Annotated in this window: 19 protein-coding genes; 3 read left to right on the top strand and 16 right to left on the bottom strand. The window is 72.3% G+C overall.

What is annotated here, in order from left to right; translation table 11 throughout:
* Positions 1-101: 101 nt before the first annotated feature.
* Positions 102-1,790 (top strand): alkaline phosphatase D family protein, encoded by a 1,689-nt coding sequence (locus ACIBAI_RS09340; protein WP_399032448.1) that lies wholly within the window; start codon positions 102-104, stop codon positions 1,788-1,790.
* Here the strand turns inward: ACIBAI_RS09340 and ACIBAI_RS09335 are convergent.
* Positions 1,775-2,452 (bottom strand): dienelactone hydrolase family protein, encoded by a 678-nt coding sequence (locus ACIBAI_RS09335; RefSeq protein WP_399032446.1) that lies wholly within the window; start codon positions 2,450-2,452, stop codon positions 1,775-1,777. The two genes, ACIBAI_RS09340 and ACIBAI_RS09335, sit on opposite strands and share 16 nt — an antisense overlap.
* A gap of 62 nt (positions 2,453-2,514) precedes the next feature.
* On the opposite strand from ACIBAI_RS09335, the gene ACIBAI_RS09330 reads away from it, so the two are divergent.
* Positions 2,515-3,630, top strand: a complete 1,116-nt coding sequence (locus ACIBAI_RS09330; RefSeq protein ID WP_399032444.1) for a mechanosensitive ion channel family protein — start codon at positions 2,515-2,517, stop codon at positions 3,628-3,630.
* A 22-nt stretch (positions 3,631-3,652) separates the two neighbouring features.
* Here ACIBAI_RS09330 and ACIBAI_RS09325 read toward each other — a convergent pair whose 3' ends face one another.
* From ACIBAI_RS09325 to ACIBAI_RS09300, 6 genes are all read right to left on the bottom strand, one after another.
* A complete protein-coding gene (locus tag ACIBAI_RS09325) occupies positions 3,653-4,399 on the bottom strand; it encodes an SDR family NAD(P)-dependent oxidoreductase (protein WP_399032442.1) in 747 nt (248 codons plus the stop codon).
* Between the two features lie 50 nt (positions 4,400-4,449).
* Positions 4,450-6,036, bottom strand: coding sequence for a Na+/H+ antiporter (locus ACIBAI_RS09320; protein ID WP_399032440.1), 1,587 nt, complete (start codon positions 6,034-6,036; stop codon positions 4,450-4,452).
* 89 nt (positions 6,037-6,125) lie between these two features.
* On the bottom strand, positions 6,126-6,596 hold the full coding sequence (locus tag ACIBAI_RS09315) for a GNAT family N-acetyltransferase (protein ID WP_399032438.1): 471 nt from the start codon (positions 6,594-6,596) through the stop codon (positions 6,126-6,128).
* The gene (locus ACIBAI_RS09310) at positions 6,593-7,537 is read right to left on the bottom strand and encodes an RluA family pseudouridine synthase (RefSeq protein ID WP_399032436.1); all 945 of its coding nucleotides are present in this window, start codon (positions 7,535-7,537) and stop codon (positions 6,593-6,595) included. Before ACIBAI_RS09310 ends, ACIBAI_RS09315 begins: the two co-directional genes overlap by 4 nt.
* 133 nt (positions 7,538-7,670) lie before the next feature.
* The gene (gene lspA, locus ACIBAI_RS09305) at positions 7,671-8,384 is read right to left on the bottom strand and encodes a signal peptidase II (RefSeq protein ID WP_399032435.1); all 714 of its coding nucleotides are present in this window, start codon (positions 8,382-8,384) and stop codon (positions 7,671-7,673) included.
* A gap of 90 nt (positions 8,385-8,474) precedes the next feature.
* Entirely contained in the window at positions 8,475-9,563 is a 1,089-nt protein-coding gene (locus tag ACIBAI_RS09300) for a TraR/DksA family transcriptional regulator (RefSeq protein ID WP_399032433.1), read from the bottom strand.
* A 600-nt stretch (positions 9,564-10,163) separates the two neighbouring features.
* Here ACIBAI_RS09300 and ileS point away from each other — a divergent pair.
* Positions 10,164-13,307: an isoleucine--tRNA ligase gene (gene ileS / locus ACIBAI_RS09295; RefSeq protein WP_399032431.1), complete on the top strand. Its 3,144-nt coding sequence runs from the start codon at positions 10,164-10,166 to the stop codon at positions 13,305-13,307.
* A 214-nt stretch (positions 13,308-13,521) separates the two neighbouring features.
* On the opposite strand, the gene ACIBAI_RS09290 is transcribed toward ileS, so the two are convergent.
* From ACIBAI_RS09290 to ftsW, 9 genes are all read right to left on the bottom strand, one after another.
* Complete coding sequence (locus ACIBAI_RS09290; protein ID WP_399032429.1) at positions 13,522-14,652, bottom strand: DivIVA domain-containing protein; 1,131 nt, start codon at positions 14,650-14,652, stop codon at positions 13,522-13,524.
* Between the two features lie 55 nt (positions 14,653-14,707).
* Positions 14,708-14,992 (bottom strand): YggT family protein, encoded by a 285-nt coding sequence (locus ACIBAI_RS09285; protein WP_007448661.1) that lies wholly within the window; start codon positions 14,990-14,992, stop codon positions 14,708-14,710.
* Positions 14,993-15,064: 72 nt separating this feature from the next.
* Positions 15,065-15,706: a cell division protein SepF gene (locus ACIBAI_RS09280; RefSeq protein ID WP_344601128.1), complete on the bottom strand. Its 642-nt coding sequence runs from the start codon at positions 15,704-15,706 to the stop codon at positions 15,065-15,067.
* 128 nt (positions 15,707-15,834) lie between these two features.
* Positions 15,835-16,554: a YggS family pyridoxal phosphate-dependent enzyme gene (locus ACIBAI_RS09275; RefSeq protein WP_399032427.1), complete on the bottom strand. Its 720-nt coding sequence runs from the start codon at positions 16,552-16,554 to the stop codon at positions 15,835-15,837.
* A gap of 6 nt (positions 16,555-16,560) precedes the next feature.
* Positions 16,561-17,289, bottom strand: coding sequence for a peptidoglycan editing factor PgeF (gene pgeF, locus ACIBAI_RS09270; RefSeq protein ID WP_399032425.1), 729 nt, complete (start codon positions 17,287-17,289; stop codon positions 16,561-16,563).
* A 10-nt stretch (positions 17,290-17,299) separates the two neighbouring features.
* Complete coding sequence (gene ftsZ / locus ACIBAI_RS09265) at positions 17,300-18,493, bottom strand: cell division protein FtsZ (RefSeq protein ID WP_344601134.1); 1,194 nt, start codon at positions 18,491-18,493, stop codon at positions 17,300-17,302.
* A 287-nt stretch (positions 18,494-18,780) separates the two neighbouring features.
* Complete coding sequence (locus tag ACIBAI_RS09260) at positions 18,781-19,581, bottom strand: cell division protein FtsQ/DivIB (RefSeq protein ID WP_399032423.1); 801 nt, start codon at positions 19,579-19,581, stop codon at positions 18,781-18,783.
* A gap of 25 nt (positions 19,582-19,606) precedes the next feature.
* On the bottom strand, positions 19,607-20,704 hold the full coding sequence (gene murG, locus ACIBAI_RS09255) for an undecaprenyldiphospho-muramoylpentapeptide beta-N-acetylglucosaminyltransferase (protein WP_399032421.1): 1,098 nt from the start codon (positions 20,702-20,704) through the stop codon (positions 19,607-19,609).
* Positions 20,705-20,710: 6 nt separating this feature from the next.
* Positions 20,711-22,072: a putative lipid II flippase FtsW gene (gene ftsW, locus ACIBAI_RS09250; protein ID WP_399032419.1), complete on the bottom strand. Its 1,362-nt coding sequence runs from the start codon at positions 22,070-22,072 to the stop codon at positions 20,711-20,713.
* Positions 22,073-22,194 lie beyond the last annotated feature (122 nt).

The following is a 22,194-nucleotide window of genomic DNA, read 5'->3' as shown; positions in this document are numbered from 1 at the left end:
CGCCCCGTCACCGGTCCGCCGGCCGACCGCCGGGGAAAGAGCGGGCGAACTTTTGCCGGTTCGCCCGCTCTCGCGTGTACCGATCAGTAACCTGATCGGCCGTGACCAGTCGACACAGATCATCCGAGACCGTCCACGAGGCATCCGAACGCGCCCGCGGGACGGGCTCGTTCGCCCCGCGCCGCCGTACGGTCGTCAAGGCCGCGGCCGCCACCGCCGCGCTGACCGGCCCGCTCGCCGCCACGGTGCCCGCCCGCGCGGCCGCCGTCCCCGTCTTCCTGCACGGCGTCGCCTCCGGGGACCCGCTGCCCGACGGCGTCCTGCTGTGGACCCGGGTGACGCCCGCGCCCGAGGCGATACCCGGCTCCGGCCTCGGCCCGGACACCGAGGTCGGCTGGGTCGTCGCCCGGGACCGGGCGCTGACCGACGTCGTCGCCGAGGGCTCCGTCACCGCGACCGCCGCCTCCGACCACACCGTGAAGGCCGACGTCCGCGGCCTGGAACCGGCCACCGACTACTGGTTCCGCTTCACCGCCGGGGGCGCCGCCTCCCCCACCGGCCGCACCCGCACCGCCCCGGCGGCGGACGCGGCCGTGCCCAACCTCCGCTTCGGCGTGGTCTCCTGCGCCAACTGGGAGGCCGGCCACTTCGCCGCCTACCGCCATCTCGCGGCCCGCGGCGACCTGGACGCCTGGCTGCACCTGGGCGACTACATCTACGAGTACGGCACCGGCGAGTACGGCACGCGCGGCACGGTCGTGCGCCCCCACGCGCCCGCCCACGAGATCCTCACCCTCGCCGACTACCGCGTCCGGCACGCCCGTTACAAGACCGACCCCGATCTGCAGGCGCTGCACGCGGCGGCCCCGGTCGTCGCCGTCTGGGACGACCACGAGATCGCCAACGACGCCTGGTCGGGCGGTGCGGAGAACCACACCGAGGGCGCGGAGGGCGCCTGGTCCGCCCGCCAGGCCGCGGCCAAGCAGGCCTACTTCGAGTGGATGCCGGTGCGTCCGGCGCTCGCGGGCACCACCTACCGCCGGCTGCGCTTCGGCAGGCTCGCCGACCTCTCCCTGCTGGACCTGCGCTCCTTCCGCTCCCAGCAGGTCTCCCTCGGCGACGGCGGGGTCGACGACCCGGACCGCACGCTCACCGGCCGTGCCCAACTGGACTGGCTGAAGGCCGGGCTGGCCTCCTCCGACACCACCTGGCGGCTGGTCGGCAACTCGGTGATGATCGCGCCGTTCGCGATCGGCTCGCTCTCCGCCGATCTCCTCGAGCCGCTCGCCGAGCTGCTCGGGCTGCCCAAGGAGGGCCTCGCCCTCAACACCGACCAGTGGGACGGCTACACCGACGACCGCCGTGAACTGCTGGCCCACCTGCGCGCCCACGCCGTCCGCAACACGGTCTTCCTGACCGGCGACATCCACATGGCGTGGGCCAACGACGTGCCGGTGAACGCCGGGACGTATCCGCTGTCCGCCTCGGCCGCCACGGAGTTCGTCGTCACCTCGGTCACCTCCGACAACCTCGACGACCTCGTCGGGACGTCCGAGGGCGCGGTCTCCGCGATCGCCGCGCCGGTGATCCGCGCCGCCAACCGGCACGTCCACTGGGTCGACACCGACCGCCACGGCTACGGCGTCCTGGACGTCACCGCCGAGCGCGCGCAGATGGACTTCTACGTCCTGTCCGACCGCACCCGGCGCGACGCCGCCGCGACGTGGGTCCGCTCGTACCGCACGCGCAGCGGCACGCAGCGGGTCGAGCGGAGCTACGACCCCGTGTGATCCCGCTCCGGGGAGTCCTCCGCGGGCTCCGAGGGCTCCGGCGGCTCCTCCAGGGAGGCGAGGAAGCCGAGCGCCACCCGCCAGGTGGCCTCGGCGGCCTCCTCGTCGTAGTCCGGCAGGCCGGGGTCGGTGTACAGGTGGCCGGCCCCGGCGTACCGGTGGACCTCGACGTCGGCGCCGGTGCGGCCCATCTGCAGGTACCAGGCGCTCAGCCAGTCGTCCGTCTCGAACGGGTCCGGCTCGGCGACGTGCAGCTGCACCGGCAGGCCGTCCGCCCGGGCGTTGGGCGCGATGTCCGACGTGCCGTGCAGCAGCAGCAGCCCGCGCGCCCTGTCGTCGCCGAGGGCGAGGGTCTGCGCGACGGAGGCGCCGAGCGAGAACCCGGCGTACACCAGTCCCCGCCCGGAATAGGGGGCGGCGGCGAGGACGGCCCGCTTCAGCAGCTCCTCCCTGCCGATCCCGTCCTGGTGGGCCATGCCCTCCTCGACCGTGTCGAACGTGCGTCCCTCGAAGAGGTCCGGCGTCCACACCTGGTGACCGGCGTCACGCAGCCGGTCCGCGGCCTGGCGCACCGCGGGCCTGAGGCCGTAGGTCGAGTGAAAGAGCATGATGTTCATGAGGCCATGGTGCCAGGCGGGTGTGACGGCGCGGGACCGTGGCACTACCCGCGATCGCCGCGAAGTCACATGTTCATGCCCTCCCGGGGCCGGTTAGGTTCGCAGGCATGGAGAACCTGCTACGACCGCTGATCGTGGTCGGCGGCTCGGTCGTGCTCACACTGGCGCTCGGCTGGGCCGCCGACCTGCTGCTGCGCAAGGCGGACGAACGGCATCACGAGACCCCGCTGTGGGGCCTGCTGCGCCGTGGCCGCATCCCCTTCCAGCTCGTCCTGTGCGCGGCCCTGCTGAGGGGGGCGTACGACGAGGCGCAGCTGCTGGTGGACCACCGGGTCGCCGTCGGCCGGACGCTGACCCTGGTGCTGATCGGGGCGGCCGCCTGGCTGGTGATCCGCATCGCGGCCGCCGTCGTCGAGACGTCCTTCAGCCGCTACGCGCACGCCCGCGCCCACCGCGACCCGGCCCGGGTCCGCCGGGTGCGCACCCAGGTGACGCTGATCAGGCGGGTGGTCTCCGCGATCGTCGGGGTGGTGGCCGTGGCGGCGATGCTGCTGACGTTCCCGACGTTCCGCGCGGCGGGCGCCTCGCTGCTGGCCTCGGCCGGCATCCTCGGCGTCGTCGCCGGTGTCGCCGCCCAGTCCACGCTCAGCAACATGTTCGCCGGGCTGCAGATCGCCTTCGGGGACATGGTGCGCATCGGGGACACCGTGGTGGTGGAGGGCGAGTGGGGCACGGTCGAGGAGATAACGCTGACGTTCCTGACCGTGCGCACCTGGGACGAGCGGCGGATCACGATGCCGGTGTCGTACTTCACGTCGAAGCCGTTCGAGAACTGGTCGCGCGGCACCCCGCAGATGACCGGCATCGTCTACTGGCACCTCGACCACACGGCCCCGCTGGACGCGATGCGCGACAAGCTCCGGGACATCCTGCGCGAGTGCCCGGCCTGGGACGGCCGCGCCTACGGCCTGGACGTCACCGACACCACCCCGAGCACCCTGCAGGTGCGGGGCCTGGTGACGGCGAAGGACGCCGACGACCTGTGGACGCTGCGGGTCACGGTCCGCGAGCGGATGATCCGCTGGCTGGCCGAGGAGCACCCCTACGCCCTGCCCCGGGTCAACACGGCGGACGCGGTGCCGCCGCCGGGGCACGGCGGGCGCCGCCCGTCCCCGGACGGGGTGCCCGCCCAGCGCCGCTACCACGGACGGCCGGAGCGCTGAGCGCTCGGCGCCGGGGCGTTGCTCAGTGGCCGCGCTCGGCGCCGCCGTTGACCTGGATGATCTGCGAGGTGATGTGCCCGGCGGCCGGGGAGGCCAGCCAGTGCAGGGTCGCGGCGACGTCCCCGGGCCGCCCGGCCCGTCCCGTCGAGGTCTCGGCGACGAGCCGCGCCCGCCGCTCCTCGTCCATCGCGTCGCCGAAGAACTCGGTGTCCTCGACGTAGCCGGGCGCGACCACGTTCACGGTGACGCCGCGCGGCCCCAGCTCCCGGGCCAGGGCGTGGGCGTACGGGTGCAGCGCCGCCTTGGCCGCCGCGTACGCCCCTTTGCCGGAGCCCCGGTAGGCGGCGATGGAGCCGAGGAACAGCACCCGCCCCCCGGGATCGGCGAGCCGGTCCTTCAGGGCCTCGGTGAGCAGGACCGCGGTGAGGGTGTTGAGCCTGAAGTTGAGGGTCCAGTCGTGCAGCACGGCGTCGAGCGGATCGTCGCCGTCCGCCTCCGCCCCCGGCTCCCGGTACCCGGCGCCTCCGGCACTGTGGATCAGGACGTCCACGGTGCCCAGCTCCGCGGCCACGAACCGCTCCACCGCGCGTACGCCGCGCGGGTCGCCGAGGTCCGCCGCACAGGTGAGCGCGCCGGGCACCCCGGCCCGCTCCAGCACCGCGGCCCGCCGCCCGAGCAGCAGCACCCGGTCCCCGTCCGCCGCGAAGGCCCGGGCCGCGGCGAGTCCGATCCCCGTGCCCCCACCACTGATCACGACGTTGCGAGTCATGACCGGAGCCTATCGGGAGGACCGCGCGAAGGTCGGGCGAGCGAGCGGGCTCACCGCAGACTGCGCACGTCGAGATGGCGCAGCACCCGGTCCACGATCTCCGGGTCGGCCCCGGGTTCGCTGCGCGCGGCCAGCACCTCGTGCCGCGCGGCGCTCAGCATCTCCTGGTGGATCCGCCGGATCCGCTTCAGCCGCCGCACCCGCTGCCGGTGCGCCTCCCGCCGCTCCTCGTCCGCCAGGTCGGGACTGATCCGCACGCCGATCTCGAAGGCCCGCCGCAGCATCTGCTCGGACAGCTCCTCCGGCAGTTCCTCCGCCGACTCGATCTCCCGGAGCCGGCCGCGGGCCGCCCTGGCCGCCCGCACGGCGAGCTCCTTCTCGAACTCCTTCTCCCGCTCCGTGTCGGCCCGCACCCCGAGCCGCCTCACCAGCCAGGGCAGCGTCAGCCCCTGCACCACCAGCGTCGCCAGGATCACGCCGAACGCGATGAACACCATCTCGTTCCGGCCGGGGAAGGGCGCCCCGTCCCCGGTCGTCAGCGGAATCGCCAGCGCCAGCGCCACCGAGGCCACGCCGCGCATCCCCGACCACCACATGACGACGGTCTCCCGCCGGCTCACCGGAATGTCCTCGTCGTGGTCCCGGCGGGCGTGCAGCCGCTTGGTCAGCCAGGTCGCCGGCAGCAGCCACAGCAGCCGGACGAGGACGACCACGCCCACCACCGCCGCCGACCAGCCGAGCAGCTCGCCCCACCGCCCGGAGGCGGTGCGCAGCGCGTTGTGCAGCTCCAGCCCGATCAGCCCGAACGCCACCCCGGTGACGAGCGTGTCGACGACGCTCCAGAAGGTGTGCCCGGCCAGGCGGGTCATCACGTCGTCGGGGTCGGTGCCGTACTCGGCGAGGAACAGCGCGGTGGTGAGCACGGCGAGCACACCGGAGCCGTGCAGTTCCTCGGCCATGACGTAGGAGGCGTACGGCACCAGCAGCGTCAGCCCGATCTGCAGGGTCGCGTCCTCCAGCAGGTCCAGCAGGCGGTTGGCGCCCCAGCCCAGCGCGAGCCCCACCGCGACGGCGACGGCGGCGGACAGCACCAGCTCCAGCCCGGCCCGCCACGGCGAGAAGGTCCCGCTGACCGCGGCGGCGATCGCCACGTGGTACAGCACGATGGCCGTCACGTCGTTGAAGAGGCCCTCGCCCTCCAGGATGGACACCAGCCGGCGGGGCAGCCCGAGCCGCCCGGCGACGGCGGTGGCGGCGACCGGGTCCGGCGGCGCGATCAGCGCGCCGAGCGCGAACGCGGCGGCGAGCGGCAGCCCCGGCACGATCGCGTGGGCCACCACGGCCACGCACGTCATGGTGACGAACACCAGCGCCACCGCCAGCAGGAAGATCGGCCGTTTGTTGGCCGCGAACTGCCGCCAGGAGGTCCGCCGCACCGCGGCGTACAGCAGCGGCGGCAGCAGCAGGGGCAGGATCAGGTCCGGCGGGACGTCGACGTTCGGCACGAAGCCGGGCAGGGCCAGGGCGATCCCGAGCAGGGTCATCAGCACCGGCGCCGGCAGCCCGAGCCGGTCTCCGACCGGGACGCTCACCAGGGCCCCGAGCAGCAGCAGGAACAACAGGGCCAACTGGTCCACGGTCGGCGCTCCGGTGGCTCTCGGCGATCACAGGGCAGACTTCAAGACTGCCACGTCACCGCTCTCACCAGCCTCGTCGTCCCCTCGGGCTACAGGGCGCGCCGCATCGCCCGGTGGGGTATCCCCGCGTCGGGGAACTCGGGCCCGTACGCCTCGTACCCGAGCCGCTCGTAGAAGCCCAGGGCGTGCGTCTGCGCGTGCAGGTCGACCGCGGTGAGGCCCCGCGCGCGGGCGGCGTCCTCGACGGCCCGCACCAGGGCGGCGCCGACGCCCAGCCCGCGGGCGGCCTTCGTCACGGCCAGCCGCCCCAGCGACCCCACGGACGCGTCGCCGCCGGTCCTGGCGGCGGCCGCCGCGCCGTGCAGCAGCCGCCCGGTGCCGAGCGGCAGCCCGTCCTCCCGGACCGCCAGGACGTGCACGGCCCCGGCGTCGTACGCGTCGTACTCGATGTCCTCCGGGACGCCCTGCTCGGCGACGAAGACCTCCTTGCGCACGGCGAAGCACGCCTCGCGGTCGGCGGGGTCCTCCGCGATCCGCACCACGTACGGCGGGGCGCTCATGCGTAGGTCTCCTCACGGACCTGGTCCAGGGCCTGCTGCAGGTCCTGCGGGTAGTCGCAGGCGAACTCCGCCCACTCGCCGGTGCCGGGGTGCTCGAAGCCGAGCCGCACGGCGTGCAGCCACTGCCGGGTCAGGCCGAGGCGTTTGGCGAGGGTCGGGTCGGCGCCGTAGGTCAGGTCGCCGACGCAGGGGTGGCGGTGGGCGGCCATGTGGACGCGGATCTGGTGGGTGCGGCCGGTCTCCAGCTTCACGTCGAGCAGGGAGGCCGCGCGGAACGCCTCGATCAGGTCGTAGTGCGTGACGGAGGGCTTGCCGTCGGCGGTGACCGCCCACTTGTAGTCGTGGTTGGGGTGCCGGCCGATGGGCGCGTCGATGGTGCCGCTGGTCGGGTCGGGGTGGCCCTGGACGAGCGTGTGGTAGCGCTTGTCGACGGTGCGCTCCTTGAACTGGCGCTTGAGCGAGGTGTACGCGTACTCCGACTTGGCCACCACCATCAGCCCGGACGTGCCGACGTCGAGGCGGTGGACGATGCCCTGGCGCTCGGCGGCGCCGGAGGTGGAGATGCGGTACCCGGCGGCGGCGAGCCCGCCGATCACCGTCGGCCCGGTCCAGCCCGGCGACGGGTGGGCGGCGACGCCGACCGGCTTGACGATCACGACCACGTCGTCGTCGTCGTGCACGATCTCCATGCCCTCGACCGGCTCGGCGACCACCTGCACCGGCGCGGGCGCCTGCGGCATCTCGACCTCCAGCCAGGCCCCGCCGCGCACCCGCTCCGACTTGCCGACCACCGAGCCGTCGACCGTGACCTTCCCCGCCGCCGCCAGCTCGGCGGCCTTGGTGCGGGAGAAGCCGAACATGCGGGAGATGGCGGCGTCGACACGCTCGCCCTCCAGGCCGTCGGGCACGGGCAGGGTGCGGATCTCGGGAATCGTGCTCACCCGTCGAGTATGCCGGACGGGTCCGGCAGTCCCGTACGCGCGCCCGCGGGCCGGCGCCGGGCGCGGGCGTGAGCGGCGGCCGGGAGCGGCCGCGTACCCGCCCCCGCGGGCAGCTCCCGCAGGCCCGGCGGCCTCAGTCCTTGTGGACGGTCCCGTCCGGGTCGAGCCCCTTGAACGACAGCAGCACGATCAGGATGCCGCCGCACACGATCGCCGAGTCGGCGAGGTTGAACACCGCGAAGTGCTTGGGCGCGATGAAGTCGACGACCGCTCCCTGGAAGACGCCCGGCGACCGGAAGATCCGGTCGGTGAGGTTGCCGAGCGCGCCGCCGAGCAGCAGCCCGAGCGCGACCGCCCAGGGCAGGCTGTAGAGCTTGCGCGCGAGCCGGGCGATCACCACGATCACGGCCGCCGCGATCACCGTGAAGATCACGGTGAAGGCCTCGCCGAAGCCGAAGGCCGCGCCCGCGTTGCGGATCGCCTCGAACCGCAGCCAGTCCCCGACGATCTCGATGGGCGGGTGGTGCTCCAGCTTGGCGACCACGATCATCTTGCTGATCAGGTCGAGGGCGTAGGCGATGGCGGCGACCGCGAACAGCACGGCGACGCGCCGCTTCCCCCGGGGCCGCCCGGCCGCGCCGCCCGCCGTCCCGTCCGCGCCGGCCGCCTGCTCGTCCACGCCGGCCGGCGCCCCGGCCGTCCCGTCGGCGCCGGGGGCGCCGGCCGGGGTCCGTGCCGTCTCGGCGCCGGGCCGCTCACCCGACGCGTGTCCGCCGGGCCGCTGCTCCGCCCGTGCCGCGTCCGGGGTGTCGTCCGGCGTACCGATGATGCGCTCCGCCTCTGCCACGTGAGTCCCTCAACCTAGGTGCCTGACTGAGGACGAGGGTACGGCACGCCTTCCACGGCGCACGTGCTCAGGAGGCGCGCGGAGGGCCGGTCAGTACCGGCGCTCCTGCTTCTGCTTGCACTCGACGCACAGGGTGGCCCGCGGGAAGGCCTGCATCCGGGCCTTGCCGATGGGGTTGCCGCAGTTCTCGCACAGGCCGTAGGTGCCCGCGTCGAGGCGTTCGAGGGCGCGCTCGGTCTGGGTGAGCATCTCGCGCGCGTTGGCGGCGAGCGCCAGCTCGTGCTCCCGCGTGATGTTCTTGGTGCCGGTGTCCGCCTGGTCGTCGCCCGCGCCGTCCCCGGAATCCCGCATCAGGCCGGCGAGCGACCGCTCCGACGAGGTGATCTCCGCGCGCAGCCGGGCCTCCTCGGACTGCAGCTCGGTGCGGGCCTCCTCGACCTCTTCCGGGGTCCAGGGGTCCTCACCGGGGCGCACCGCCAGTTCACCCGGCTCCGCCGCGGCGAACCGTGCCTTCGGAACGGCGGTCTTCGCCGCCGTGGCCGTGCCAGGAGTCTTCTTCCCAACCACTGTCGTGGCTCCCGTCTGCTCCGCGGTCTGCGCCGCGTCCACCTTCTTGACCGTGCTCTTCCTGCCCGCGCCGGCCCTGGCGGTACTCCTCCCGGCCGCGCGTTTCCCGGTGCCGCCCCCGCCGGCACCGCCCTCCTCGGCCGCCTTCCCCGCCGCCCCCCGGGCGGCCGTCGCCCCGGGGACCGCCCCGGTGGCCGTCTCCCCTGGGGCCGTCGCGTCCGAGCCGGTCCTCCCGGCGCCCCCTTTCCCCCTCGTGCCCTTCCCCGGCGCCGCCTTCCGCGGCGAGGCCGCCTTCCCGGCCACCGCCTTCTCGACCGCCGCCTTCCTCACGGCCCCTTTCGCGGCGGCCGTCCTCCCCTCGGCCGTCCCCTCAGGTGCCGCGTCCTTCCCTTCGGGCACCGGCCTCCCGGCGACGGCCCTCCTCTCCGCCGCCGCCTTCCCCCCGCCGCCGGCCCCCCGCACCGCCTTCGCCGCATCCGTCCCGGCCGCCCCTGCCCGCGCGCTCTTCCTCCCCGCCCCGTCTCCGGCCGCGTCCGCGGAGGCACGCGTGCCCCCGGAGGCGTTCGCGGACCTGCCCGCCGACTGCTGTACGGCGGTCTTCTTCGCCACCATGGCCGCGGCCCCTTCACATATTGTGATCTTGCTCGCGAATCGTGCTGGGACGATAAATCGACTTGAGTCCCGCGGCAACGGGGCGAACCGACCGATCCGCACGCCCCGCGGATACCGCGCGGCGAGCCTGCATCCGTTGTGCCCAGCTCCCCGCCGGGTATGCCGCCGAGCCGCGTGTCCCGGGATGCGGGCAGGCGTACCGCGCCATTCGGGTCACGTCGGGCGATACGACGCCCCGCGCCCCGGGCAGCCGGAAACCGGTCGGCCGCCGCCCGCGCAGCGCCGTACACTGGGCGGAGCGAAAAGCGTGGATGGGGACGAGTAGCGGCGTACGCAGCCCAGAGCGACCCGGGGACGGTGTGAGCCCGGGGGCGAGCGCGACGTGAAGATCACCCCGGAGCCGCCGGAAGAAAGCCGCGGGGAGCACTCACGGCGAGTAGAACCGGCATCGCGACCTCAATGAGGGGGCTCACCGGTGCACACTCCGCGTCGGGGGGCCAAGGAGGGTGGTACCGCGGGAGCGCGCCGCAGACGGCGCCGGAAGACACAGCTCTCGTCCCTCCGACGGAAGGCAGCAAGTCCGTTGGAGGAAGCTCGCAGATGACAGAGCCGACGTACCGCCAGGTGCCCGCCCAGGTCGACCTGCCCGCCCTCGAGCACGCCGTGCTCGACTTCTGGCGCGAGCAGAAGATCTTCGCCAAGAGCCTGGAGCAGTCCGAGGGCCGCCCCGAGTGGGTGTTCTATGAGGGCCCGCCCACCGCCAACGGCATGCCCGGCGCCCACCACATCGAGGCGCGCGTCTTCAAGGACGTCTTCCCCCGTTTCCGCACCATGCGCGGCTACCACGTGGCCCGCAAGGCCGGCTGGGACTGCCACGGCCTGCCCGTGGAGCTCGCGGTGGAGAAGGAGCTCGGCTTCTCCGGCAAGAAGGACATCGAGGCGTACGGCATCGCCGAGTTCAACGCCAAGTGCCGCGAGTCCGTGCTCCGCCACACCGACGCCTTCTCCGAGCTGACGACCCGCATGGGCTACTGGGTCGACCTCGACGAGGCGTACATCACCATGAAGCCCGAGTACATCGAGTCCGTCTGGTGGTCGCTGAAGGAGATCTTCAACAAGGGGCTGCTGGTCCAGGACCACCGCGTCGCCCCCTGGTGCCCCCGCTGCGGCACCGGCCTGTCCGACCACGAGCTGGCGCAGGGCTACGAGACGGTCGTCGACCCGTCGGTGTACGTCCGCTTCCCCCTCACCTCCGGCCCGCTCGCCGGCCAGGCCGCCCTCCTGGTGTGGACGACCACGCCGTGGACGCTGGTCTCCAACACCGCGGTCGCCGCGCACCCCGAGGTCACCTACGTCGTCGCGACCAACGGCGAGGAGCAGCTCGTCGTGGCCGAACCGCTCCTGGCCAAGGCGCTCGGCGAGGGCTGGGAGGCCACCGGGCGGACCTTCACCGGCGCCGAGATGGAGCGCTGGACCTACCGGCGCCCGTTCGAGCTGGTGGAGTTCCCGGAGCCGGCCCACTTCGTGGTGAACGCCGAGTACGTCACCACCGAGGACGGCACCGGCCTGGTCCACCAGTCCCCCGCCTTCGGCGAGGACGACCTGAGGGTCTGCCGCTCCTACGGCCTGCCGGTGGTGAACCCGATCCGCCCGGACGGCACCTTCGCCGAGGACGTCCCCCTGGTCGGCGGCGTCTTCTTCAAGAAGGCGGACGAGAAGCTCACCGAGGACCTCCAGCAGCGCGGCCTGCTCTTCAAGCACCTCCCGTACGAGCACAGCTACCCGCACTGCTGGCGCTGCCACACCGCGCTCCTCTACTACGCGCAGCCGTCCTGGTACATCCGCACCACCGTCGTCAAGGACCGCCTCCTGGCGGAGAACGAGAGGACCAACTGGTTCCCGGAGACGGTCAAGCACGGCCGGTACGGCGACTGGCTGAACAACAACATCGACTGGGCGCTGTCCCGCAACCGCTACTGGGGCACCCCGCTGCCGATCTGGCGCTGCGCGGACGACCACCTCACCTGCGTCGGCTCGCTCACCGAGCTCACCGAGCTGACCGGCACCGACCAGTCGGGCCTCGACCCGCACCGTCCCTACATCGACGAGGTCACCTTCGCCTGCCCGCACGAGGGCTGCGGAAAGACCGCCACGCGCGTGCCTGAGGTCATCGACGCCTGGTACGACTCGGGCTCGATGCCGTTCGCGCAGTGGGGCTACCCCTACAAGAACAAGGAACTCTTCGAGTCCCGCTACCCGGCCCAGTTCATCAGCGAGGCCATCGACCAGACCCGCGGCTGGTTCTACACGCTGATGGCGGTCGGCACGCTCGTCTTCGACAGGTCGCCGTACGAGAACGTGGTCTGCCTCGGCCACATCCTCGCCGAGGACGGCCGGAAGATGTCCAAGCACCTGGGCAACATCCTCCAGCCGATCCCGCTCATGGACCAGCACGGCGCCGACGCGGTCCGCTGGTTCATGGCGGCCGGCGGCTCCCCCTGGGCGGCCCGCCGCGTCGGCCACAACACCATCCAGGAAGTGGTCCGCAAGACGCTCCTCACCTACTGGAACACGGTCGCCTTCCAGGCCCTGTACGCCCGTACCGCGGGCTGGGCGCCGGGCGAGGACGACCCGGCCCCGGCCGACCGCCCGCTGCTGGACCGCTGGCTGCTGTCCGAGCTGCACGCGCTCACCGACCAGGTCACCCGGTCCCTGGAGGGGTACGACACCCAGCGCGCCGGCAAGCTGCTGTCCGCGTTCGTCGACGACCTGTCCAACTGGTACGTGCGCCGCTCCCGGCGCCGCTTCTGGCAGGGCGACCGGGCCGCGCTGCGCACGCTGCACGAGGTGCTGGAGACCGTCACCAAGCTGATGGCGCCGATCACCCCGTTCATCACCGAGCGGGTGTGGCAGGACCTGGTCGTCCCGGTCACCCCGGGCGCCCCGGAGTCGGTGCACCTGTCCTCCTGGCCGGAGGCGGACCTGACCGCCATCGACCCGGAGCTGTCGCGGCAGATGGTGCTGGTCCGCCGGCTGGTCGAGCTGGGCCGTGCCACGCGCGCGGAGTCCGGCGTCAAGACGCGCCAGCCGCTGCGGCGCGCCCTGATCGCGGCCACCGGCTTCGACTCCCTCGACCCCGAGCTGCACACGCAGATCACCGAGGAGCTGAACGTCGAGTCCCTGGCGTCGCTGAGCGAGGTGGGCGGCTCCCTGGTGGACACCACCGCCAAGGCCAACTTCCGCGCGCTCGGCAAGCGGTTCGGCAAGCGCGTCCAGGACGTGGCCAAGGCCATCGCGAACGCCGACGCGGCCGCCCTGTCCCTGGCCCTGCGCGAGGGCACGGCGTCGGTCGAGGTCGACGGCGAGACGATCACCCTGGCCCCCGACGAGGTCATCATCACCGAGACCCCGCGCGAGGGCTGGTCGGTGGCCTCCGACGCGGGCGCCACAGTCGCCCTCGACCTGGAGATCACCGAGGAGCTGCGCCGGGCGGGCCTGGCCCGTGACGCGATCCGGCTGATCCAGGAGGCCCGCAAGAACAGCGGCCTCGACGTCGCCGACCGCATCGCCCTGCGCTGGACGGCCACGGACCCGGCGACCGTCGACGCCCTGACCGGCCACTCCGCCCTGATCGCCGACGAGGTCCTCGCCACCGACTTCGCCCAGGGCGAGGCGGACGACACCTACGGGGACCCGTTCACGGACGAGGGCCTGACGCTGACCTTCCGCCTGCGCAAGGCGTAACCGCGCGCGGCGTGACCGCGCACCCACCGGGGCCCGGGACCATCGAAGAAACCGATGGTCCCGGGCCTTCCGCGTCGCTTCCGTGCGCCCCCGCCCGCCCCCGGACGACCCCGCCCACGGCCCTCGAACGCGCGTAGCACAAGGGCGGGGCCCCGGACCGAAGTCCGGGGCCCCGCCCTGAACGCTGCCGACTCCTACGTCGCCCTGCGACCCGTCAGTTGTCGTCCTCGTCGATCAGGAACCCGCGCATCGGCGAGGGGGCCTGGCCCATCGGGGACGGGCTCTGCGGCCGGACCGGAGCCATCGGCTGGGTCATCGCCGGAGACATCTGCTGCTGACCGCCGTAGGACGGAGCGGACGGCGAGGGGCCGCCGCCCATGCCCTGGTTGCCGCCGTACGACGGGGCGCTCGCGCCGGCCGGGGCCATGGAGGGCGCCGGGGACGGCGGGAGGGAGGCCGTCGCGGGCGTGCGCGGCGGGGCGAGCGAGTCGTCGGCCTGGGTCTCCAGCTGGCGCAGCTGCGACTCCAGGTAGGACTTCAGCCGCGTGCGGTACTCGCGCTCGAAGCCGCGCAGGTCCTCGACCTTGCGCTCCAGCGTGGCGCGGGCGGACTCCAGGGAGCCCATCGCGACGCGGTGCTTCTCCTGCGCGTCCCGCTCCAGGGCGTCGGCCTTGGCACGGGCGTCCCGCTCCAGGCCCTCGGCGCGCGAACGGGCCTCGCCGACGATCTTGTTCGCCTCGGAGCGGGCCTCGGCGATCGCCTGGTCGGCGGTCTGCTGGGCCAGCGAGAGGACACGGGCGGCGCTGTCGCCGCCGGGACCCTGCCCCATCGGGCCGGGACCCATGGGTCCGCCCATCGGGCCGGGACCCATCTGGCCCTGCATCGGACCCTGACCCATCGGACCAGGACCCTGGCCCATCGGGCCGGGACCCTGCGGGCCACCCTGACCGCCGGGACCGGCGGGCAGCTGAGGAGCACCGCTCGGCAGCTGGGGGGGACCACCCATGGGGCCGCCCATCTGCTGCTGCGGCGGGCCCGATATGCCGGCGGGGACGGGAGCGCCGGGACCGCGCATGCCCTGCTGAGGCATGCCCTGCTGCTGGGGCATACCCTGCTGCTGGTCCTGCTGCTGCTCCGGAGGCTTGCGCATGTTCTGCTGGTTCTGCGCGGCGGCGCGCGTGGCGGCGGCCAGCTTGGCGCGCAGGTCCTCGTTCTCGCGGAGCAGGCGGGTCAGTTCGGCTTCGACCTCGTCGAGGAAGGCATCGACCTCGTCCTCGTCATAGCCTTCTCGGAGGCGGACGGTCGTGAACTGCTTGTTCCGCACGTCCTCGGGGGTCAACGGCATCTCTTCACCTCAACGTAGTCGTCGGCATTCGGCAAGCCCGTATCTCTCTCATCGCTCACAGCCGGCTCACGATCGAGATCAGGATGTAGACGATGATCATCAGTACGAAGAAGGACAGGTCGAGCGCCACGCCCCCGAGACGCAGCGGCGGGATGAACCGCCGCAGAAGCTTCAGCGGTGGATCGGTGACAGTGTAGGTGGCCTCCAGGACGACCACCATCGCCTTGCCGGGTTGCCACGAGCGGGCGAACTGGAAGACGTAGTCCATGACCAACCGGAAGATGAGCACGATGAGGAAGCACATCAGCGCGATGTAGACGACGTCCAGGACCACGCTCATGACCTGTACTTCCCTCTCCCCTGTGCCGTGCTGCTGGGTGCTGCTGTGTACTGCTGTTTCCGGTGGTGCGTCTCAGCTCTGGTTGAAGAACCCGCCCTCTGCGATGCGGGCCTTGTCCTCCGCCGTGACATCGACGTTAGCAGGCGACAACAGAAACACCTTCTGCGTCACCCGCTCGATACTGCCGTGAAGACCAAACACCAAACCGGCCGCAAAGTCGACAAGTCGCTTCGCGTCTGTGTCATCCATCTCAGTCAGATTCATGATCACCGGAGTGCCCTCACGGAAGTGTTCCCCGATGGTACGGGCCTCGTTGTAGGTCCGGGGGTGAAGCGTGGTGATCCGGTAAGGCTCTCGTTCGGACACGACCTTGGGCATGATGACCGGTGCGCTCTTTTCCAGGCTCGCGCGTTCTTGTGTGATGGATGCCACGGGCGCGATGCGCGCCGGACGGCTGGATTCCGCGGGTAGCGAAGCGGACCGTGCGACCGGCTCGCGCGGCGCGGGCGGCTGTACGACTCGTGCCTCTTCGTCCCTTTGGGGCTGATGTGAACCGTGGGACTGGTGCGACGGCTCGTGCCGCCGGTGGTCCCGCTCGGGTTCCGGGTCCAGTTCGGGCTCGAAGTCGTCGTCGGGGTCGAACCCCCGGCCGTCGTACCCATCGTCCTCCACGAGGCCGAGGTAGACCGCCATCTTGCGCATCGCGCCGGCCATTCTCTGAGTCCTCCGCTCTGTGGTGGATCGGCTGACGACTGCCAAGTCCTGCGATCCACGTGGTCGTTATGTCCGCTGTTCGGCGGTAATGACCATATTTTCTGCTGTGGTCCGACTTCCTGGCGACGTTACCCGAGCCTGGAGCGGACTCCGAGTACCGCGCTGCCGACGCGCACATGTGTCGCACCAGCCGTCACGGCCTGCTCGAGGTCCGCACTCATCCCTGCCGAGACCATGGTGGCAGCCGGATGGCTCCGGCGCAGGTCAGTCGACAAATCCATCAACCGATCGAACGCCGCCCGTTCGCGTCCCGCGTACTCCCCGGTGAGCGGGGCGACGGTCATCAGTCCGTCGAGCCGCAGTCCCGGAGCCCCGGCGACGAGATCGGCCAACTCCCCGATGCCATCGGGCGCCACCCCGCCCCGCTCGCCCCGTCCGTTCTCCCCCGCGTCGAGCGCGACCTGGACGAGGCACCCGATCTCGCGCCCGGCCCGCACGGCCTCCCGGGAGAGGACCGTGACGAGCTTGGCACGATCGACGGACTGCACGAAGTCCGCGTAACCGGCCACGGAGCGAACCTTGTTGGTCTGCAACTGACCCACGAAGTGCCAGGTAAGAGGCAGATCCGAGCAGGCGGCGGCCTTGGGCGCGGCGTCCTGGTCGCGGTTCTCGGCGACGTGGCGCACGCCGAGCTCCGCCAGGATCCGCACGTCGCTCGCGGGATAGGTCTTGGTGACCACGATCAGGGTCACCTCCTCGCGCTCCCGCCCGGCGGCGGCGCAGGCGGCCGCGATGCGCCTTTCGACTTTCGCCAGGTTCGCGGCGAGCTCGTCCTTACGGTCCGTCATCTCTCATCAATCCAGCCACACATAGCCCGCGAGCCGCCCGGTGGTGCGGTCGCGGCGGTACGAGAAGTGGTCGCGCGACTCCCGCGTGCACACCGGCGACTGCGCCTGGTCGCGCACCCCGAGCCGGTCGAGCTGCGCGCGCACCCCGGCGCTCACGTCGACCGCCGGCGTGCCCCAGCTCGTCTCGGCGTACGCCGCCGGCTCGACGGCGGCCACCTCGGCGCGCATCTCCTCCGGCACCTCGTAGCACCGGCCGCAGACCGCGGGCCCGGTGCGGGCGACGATCCGGTCCGGCTCGGCGCCGAGTTCGATCATGGCCCGCACGGCGGCGGGGACGACCCCGGCGATCATGCCGGGCCGGCCGGCGTGGGCCGCGGCGGCGATCCCGGCGACGGGGTCGGCGAGCAGCACGGGGGTGCAGTCGGCGGTGAGCACGGCGAGGGCGAGACCCCGCTCGGCCGTGACGACCGCGTCGACCTCCGGCACGGGGCGGTCCCCCCAGGGGCCGTCGACCACCGCCACGTCCGGCCCGTGCACCTGGTTCATCCAGACCACCCGGCCCGGGTCGAGGCCCAGGGACTCGGCCGCCAGCTCCCGGTTGGCACGTACGGCGCCGGGGTCGTCACCGACCGCTCCGCCGAGGTTGAGCTCCTCATACGGAGCGGCGCTCACTCCGCCCCACCGGTCGGTGAAGGCGAAGTGCGCGCCGCTCACGTTCTCGCGCTGTCCTATCACGTCAGGAGGATCACTTGAGGAAGTCCGGCACGTCCAGCTCCTCGGCCGCGCTGTCCGCGTAGGTCCGGGACGGCGGGACCGGCGGGGCGACCGGCGGGAGGTCGACGACCGGCTCCGGGGCGGGCTCGGGTTCCTCCTTCGGCTTGACGCTGCCGAGCGAGCCGAAGGACGGGCGGCTCTCGGGCTGCCGCACCGGAGCGGGCTCCTCGCGCTTGGCCGAGGACGAGCCGAGGACGTTGTCCCGGCGGGCCGGGGGCTGGCCCCCGTCGAAGCCGGCCGCGATCACGGTGACCCGGACCTCGTCGCCGAGGGCGTCGTCGATCACCGCGCCGAAGATGATGTTGGCTTCGGGGTGGGCGGCCTCACTGACCAGCTGGGCGGCCTCGTTGATCTCGAACAGGCCGAGGTCGGAGCCGCCGGAGATGGAGAGCAGCACACCGCGGGCGCCGTCGATGGAGGCCTCCAGCAGCGGCGAGGAGATCGCCATCTCGGCCGCGGCCACCGCGCGGTCGTCGCCGCGGGCCGAGCCGATGCCCATGAGGGCCGAACCGGCCTCGGACATGACCGACTTGACGTCGGCGAAGTCGAGGTTGATCAGGCCGGGGGTGGTGATGAGGTCGGTGATGCCCTGCACACCGGAGAGCAGGACCTGGTCGGCCGACTTGAAGGCGTCCAGGACCGAGACCTGGCGGTCCGAGATGGACAGCAGCCGGTCGTTCGGGATGACGATGAGGGTGTCGACCTCTTCGCGGAGTTCGGCGATGCCGTCCTCGGCCTGGTTGGCGCGGCGCCGCCCCTCGAAGGTGAACGGGCGCGTCACCACACCGATGGTGAGGGCGCCGAGGGAGCGGGCGATGTTGGCCACGACGGGCGCGCCGCCGGTGCCGGTGCCGCCGCCTTCACCGGCTGTCACGAAGACCATGTCGGCCCCCTTGAGGACCTCCTCGATCTCCTCGCGGTGGTCCTCGGCTGCCTTGCGGCCGACGGCCGGGTTGGCTCCGGCGCCGAGTCCGCGGGTGAGTTCACGGCCGACGTCCAGCTTGACGTCGGCGTCGCTCATCAACAGAGCTTGCGCGTCGGTGTTGATGGCGATGAACTCGACGCCCTTGAGACCGACCTCGATCATCCGGTTGATGGCATTGACACCACCGCCGCCGACACCGATGACTTTGATGACTGCGAGGTAGTTCTGCGGTGCTGCCACGTCGAAGGCCTCTCGCCTCGAGTTACGTGTCGCCGACCCGTCGAAGCACTGCTGCCCCGCGATCCGACGACTGATGCCGAATGGGACGGTCCGTTTCGCCGACCCGAACCCTAACGTTGAAGTTTAGGGTTACCAGTGTGTCTGTTCCCTGGAGTCTTCTGAACAGGACACTAAGTCGACAAGCGGCGCACGTTCAACGAACACGCCGAACCTCCCGTTTTTCTTTTCACCCTATGTGATCAGCCGTAGCGCTGCCCAGCCAGGGTGCTGGCCTGCGCGGATGTACGTCAACTTCCCGATGACGCGGGCGCGGTGGGGACACTGACGTCGAAGTGCCGCGCACCGGGCGCGCCTTTCATCAGGGCGGTGAGCGCGCGCGCCTTGCGCGCCCCCTTCTCGCCGCTCCCCCACGCCACGGTCCGGCCGCCGTCCAGCTCCAGGGAGATGTCGTCGTAGGAACGGACCTTGACGGTCCGGGTGTCGCGGGCGACCGCGGCCGGAAGGTGTCCGGCGACCCGCACGGCCTCCCGGACGAGCCGCCCCTCGCCGAAGCGGCGCAGGCTCGCGGCGGCGGAGCCGGACCGGGACACCGACAATTCCAGTCGGGGCACGCCTTTCGGCGCCTGGGAAACCGTGGCGAAATGGACGCCTTCTTTGTCCACTTCGACGAAGTTTCGCCCCTTTTGAACAACGAGAACCGGAGTACGCTCAGTCACTTTCAACTCGATTCCGTGGGGCCAGGAACGAACCACGTCCACCGCGCCAATTCGGGACAATTTTTGACGCAGCTGTGTCTCGATCCCTTCGGTGTCCACGGAAATCAACGGCTCCCCGACGGGAACGTCGGCGGTCCGGCGCACCTGCTCGGGCGTCAGGACACGGGTCCCGGAGACGGACACCCGCTCCACGCGCAGCCAGCCGGAGCCGTAGAACACCCAGCCCAGTCCGGCGGCGAGGAGCAGCAGGACGACGGCCAGGGCGACCGCCGTACGAGGACGGGGCGGCCGCAGCCGCCCCGCGGGGGGCGGCTGCGGGCCGGACGACCCCTGCTGGCGTTCACCGCGCTCGGCGGTGGTCGGTCCGGCCACGCTCCCTGCCTTCCGTCACACGTGCCTAGCGATGCGCGCGGCCGGCGGCGACCGCTTCGTACACCATGCCGACGAGCAGGTCGTCGGCGTCCCGGCGGCCGAACTCGCTCGCGGCGCGGGACATCTCGTACAGCCGGTGCGGGTCGGCGAGCACGGGCAGAACGTTCTGCTGCACCCACTCGGGGGTGAGGTCCGCGTCGTCGACCAGCAGGCCGCCGCCGGCCTTGACCACCGGCTGGGCGTTCAGCCGCTGCTCGCCGTTGCCGATGGGCAGCGGGACGTAGGCGGCCGGGAGCCCGACGGCGGAGAGCTCGGCGACGGTCATCGCGCCGGCGCGGCAGAGCATCATGTCGGCCGCGGCGTACGCGAGGTCCATCCGGTCCAGGTAACTCACCGGGATGTACGGCGGCATGCCCGGCATCTGGTGGACCTGCGGCAGCTCGTTCTTCGGGCCGACCGCGTGCAGGATCTGGATGCCGGCCTGCTGGAGGTAGGGCGCGACCGCCTGCGTCACCTCGTTGAGGCGGCGGGCGCCCTGCGAGCCGCCGGAGACCAGCAGCGTGGGCAGGTTGGGGTCGAGCCCGAACGTCGCGCGGGCCTCGGGGCGCACCGCGGCGCGGTCCAGGGTCGCGATGGAGCGGCGCAGCGGGATGCCGATGTAGCGGGCGCCCCGCAGCTTGCTGTCCGGCGTGGAGACGGCGACCTGGGAGGCGTACCGGGAGCCGATCTTGTTGGCCAGGCCCGGGCGGGCGTTGGCCTCGTGGATGACGATCGGCACGCCGAGCCGCTTGGCCGCGAGGTAGCCGGGCAGGGCGACGTAGCCGCCGAAGCCGACCACGACGTCCGCCTTGGTGCGCTCCAGGATCTGCTCGGTCGCCTTGATCGTGCCGCGCAGCCGGCCCGGGACGGTGATCAGCTCGGGGGTGGGCTTGCGCGGCAGCGGCACCGCGGGGATCAGCGCGAGCTCGTAACCGCGCTCGGGCACGAGCCGGGTCTCCAGACCGCGCTCCGTGCCCAGGGCCGTGATCCCCACCGTCGGGTCCTGCCTGCGCAGGGCGTCCGCGAGGGCGAGCGCGGGCTCGATGTGGCCGGCGGTCCCTCCACCGGCGAGGACGACATGCACCGAAATTCACCGCTCTCCGGACGTGCGCGCCGCCGAGGCGCGCCGTCGCATCGTGTTCCATCTCCGGGGGCTTCGGCCCGAGCCGGCTCCCCCAGCCCCCCGCTTTCTACCAAAGCGAGGTTGCCGCATCGCAAGCGCCGCCCGCGCAGCGGGCTCGTCACGCGCGAAGGCGATCAGCAGCCCGATGGCGAACATGGTCGGCAGCAGGGCGGATCCCCCGTAGGAGAACAGCGGGAGGGGGACGCCGGCGATCGGCAGCAGACCGAGCACCGCACCGATGTTGATCACGGCCTGCGCCGTGATCCAGGTGGTCACGCCTCCCGCGGCATACCTGACGAAGGGGTCCTCCGTGCGTCCGGCCACGCGGATACCCGCATAGCCTAGAGCCGCGAAGAGGGCGAGCACCGACAGCGTGCCCGCCAGGCCCAGTTCCTCACCGGTGACGGCGAAGATGAAGTCGGTGTGGGCTTCGGGAAGTTGTCCCCATTTTTCCACACTGGCGCCCAGGCCGGAGCCGAACAGTCCGCCGGAGGCCAGCGCGTAGATGCCGTGCACGGCCTGCCAGCAGGTGTCGTTGGGGCCGGGCTCGGTGGCGCCGATGCAGGAGAGGCGGGCCATCCGGTTGGGGCTGGTCCTGATCAGGATCACCCCGAGGACCGCGGCGATCGACAGCACCCCGGTGAACAGCCGGGTGGGCGCGCCCGCCAGCCACAGCAGGCCGAACAGGATCGCCGTCAGGATGATCGCGGTCCCCATGTCGCCGCCGATCATGATCAGCCCGAGCAGCATGAAGGCGACCGGCACGAGCGGCATCAGCATGTGCTTCCACTGCGTCAGCATCTTCCTGTCCTGCTTGCGGGCGAGCAGGTCCGCGCCCCACAGGACGAGGGCGAGCTTGCCGAACTCGCTGGGCTGGATCTGGAAGGAGCCGCCGAGGGAGATCCAGTTCTGGTTGCCGTTGACCGCCACCCCTATGCCCGGGACCTGCACCAGGACCATCAGGAAGACGGCGCCGGCGAGGATCGGGTAGGCCAGCGCCCGGTGCAGCTTCACCGGCATGCGCGAGGCCGCGAACAGCAGTCCGGCGCCGATCACGGCGGCCAGGAACTGCTTGCGGAAGAAGTACGACCCCGGCAGCGACAGTTGCAGCGCGGTGATCTGGGAGGCCGAGTAGACCATCACCAGGCCGAGCCCGGTGATCAGCAGACTGCCGCCGAGGATGAGGTAGTACGCGGTCAGCGGCCGGTCCCAGCCCTTGCGCGCGCGTGCGCAGAGGCGGACGACGGGATTGTCGCGCGGGGGCCGGGACGCCGCGGGCCTGCGCACGGCCCGCCGGGCGGGCGGCCGCCCGGTACGGCTACCGGGCACCGGCGCACACCGCCCCGCCGTGCGGGAACGCCCCGCGCGCGCCCCTCCCGGACGGCCGGGGCACGAGGGGAGCGACGGGCCGCCACAGCGCCGCGCCACCGGTTCGGAACCACCGACGAGTT

The sequence above is a fragment of the Streptomyces sp. NPDC051041 genome, assembly GCF_044456065.1.
GTDB lineage: Bacteria > Actinomycetota > Actinomycetes > Streptomycetales > Streptomycetaceae > Streptomyces > Streptomyces glaucus.
This window is presented reverse-complemented; position numbering and strand designations above follow the sequence as displayed.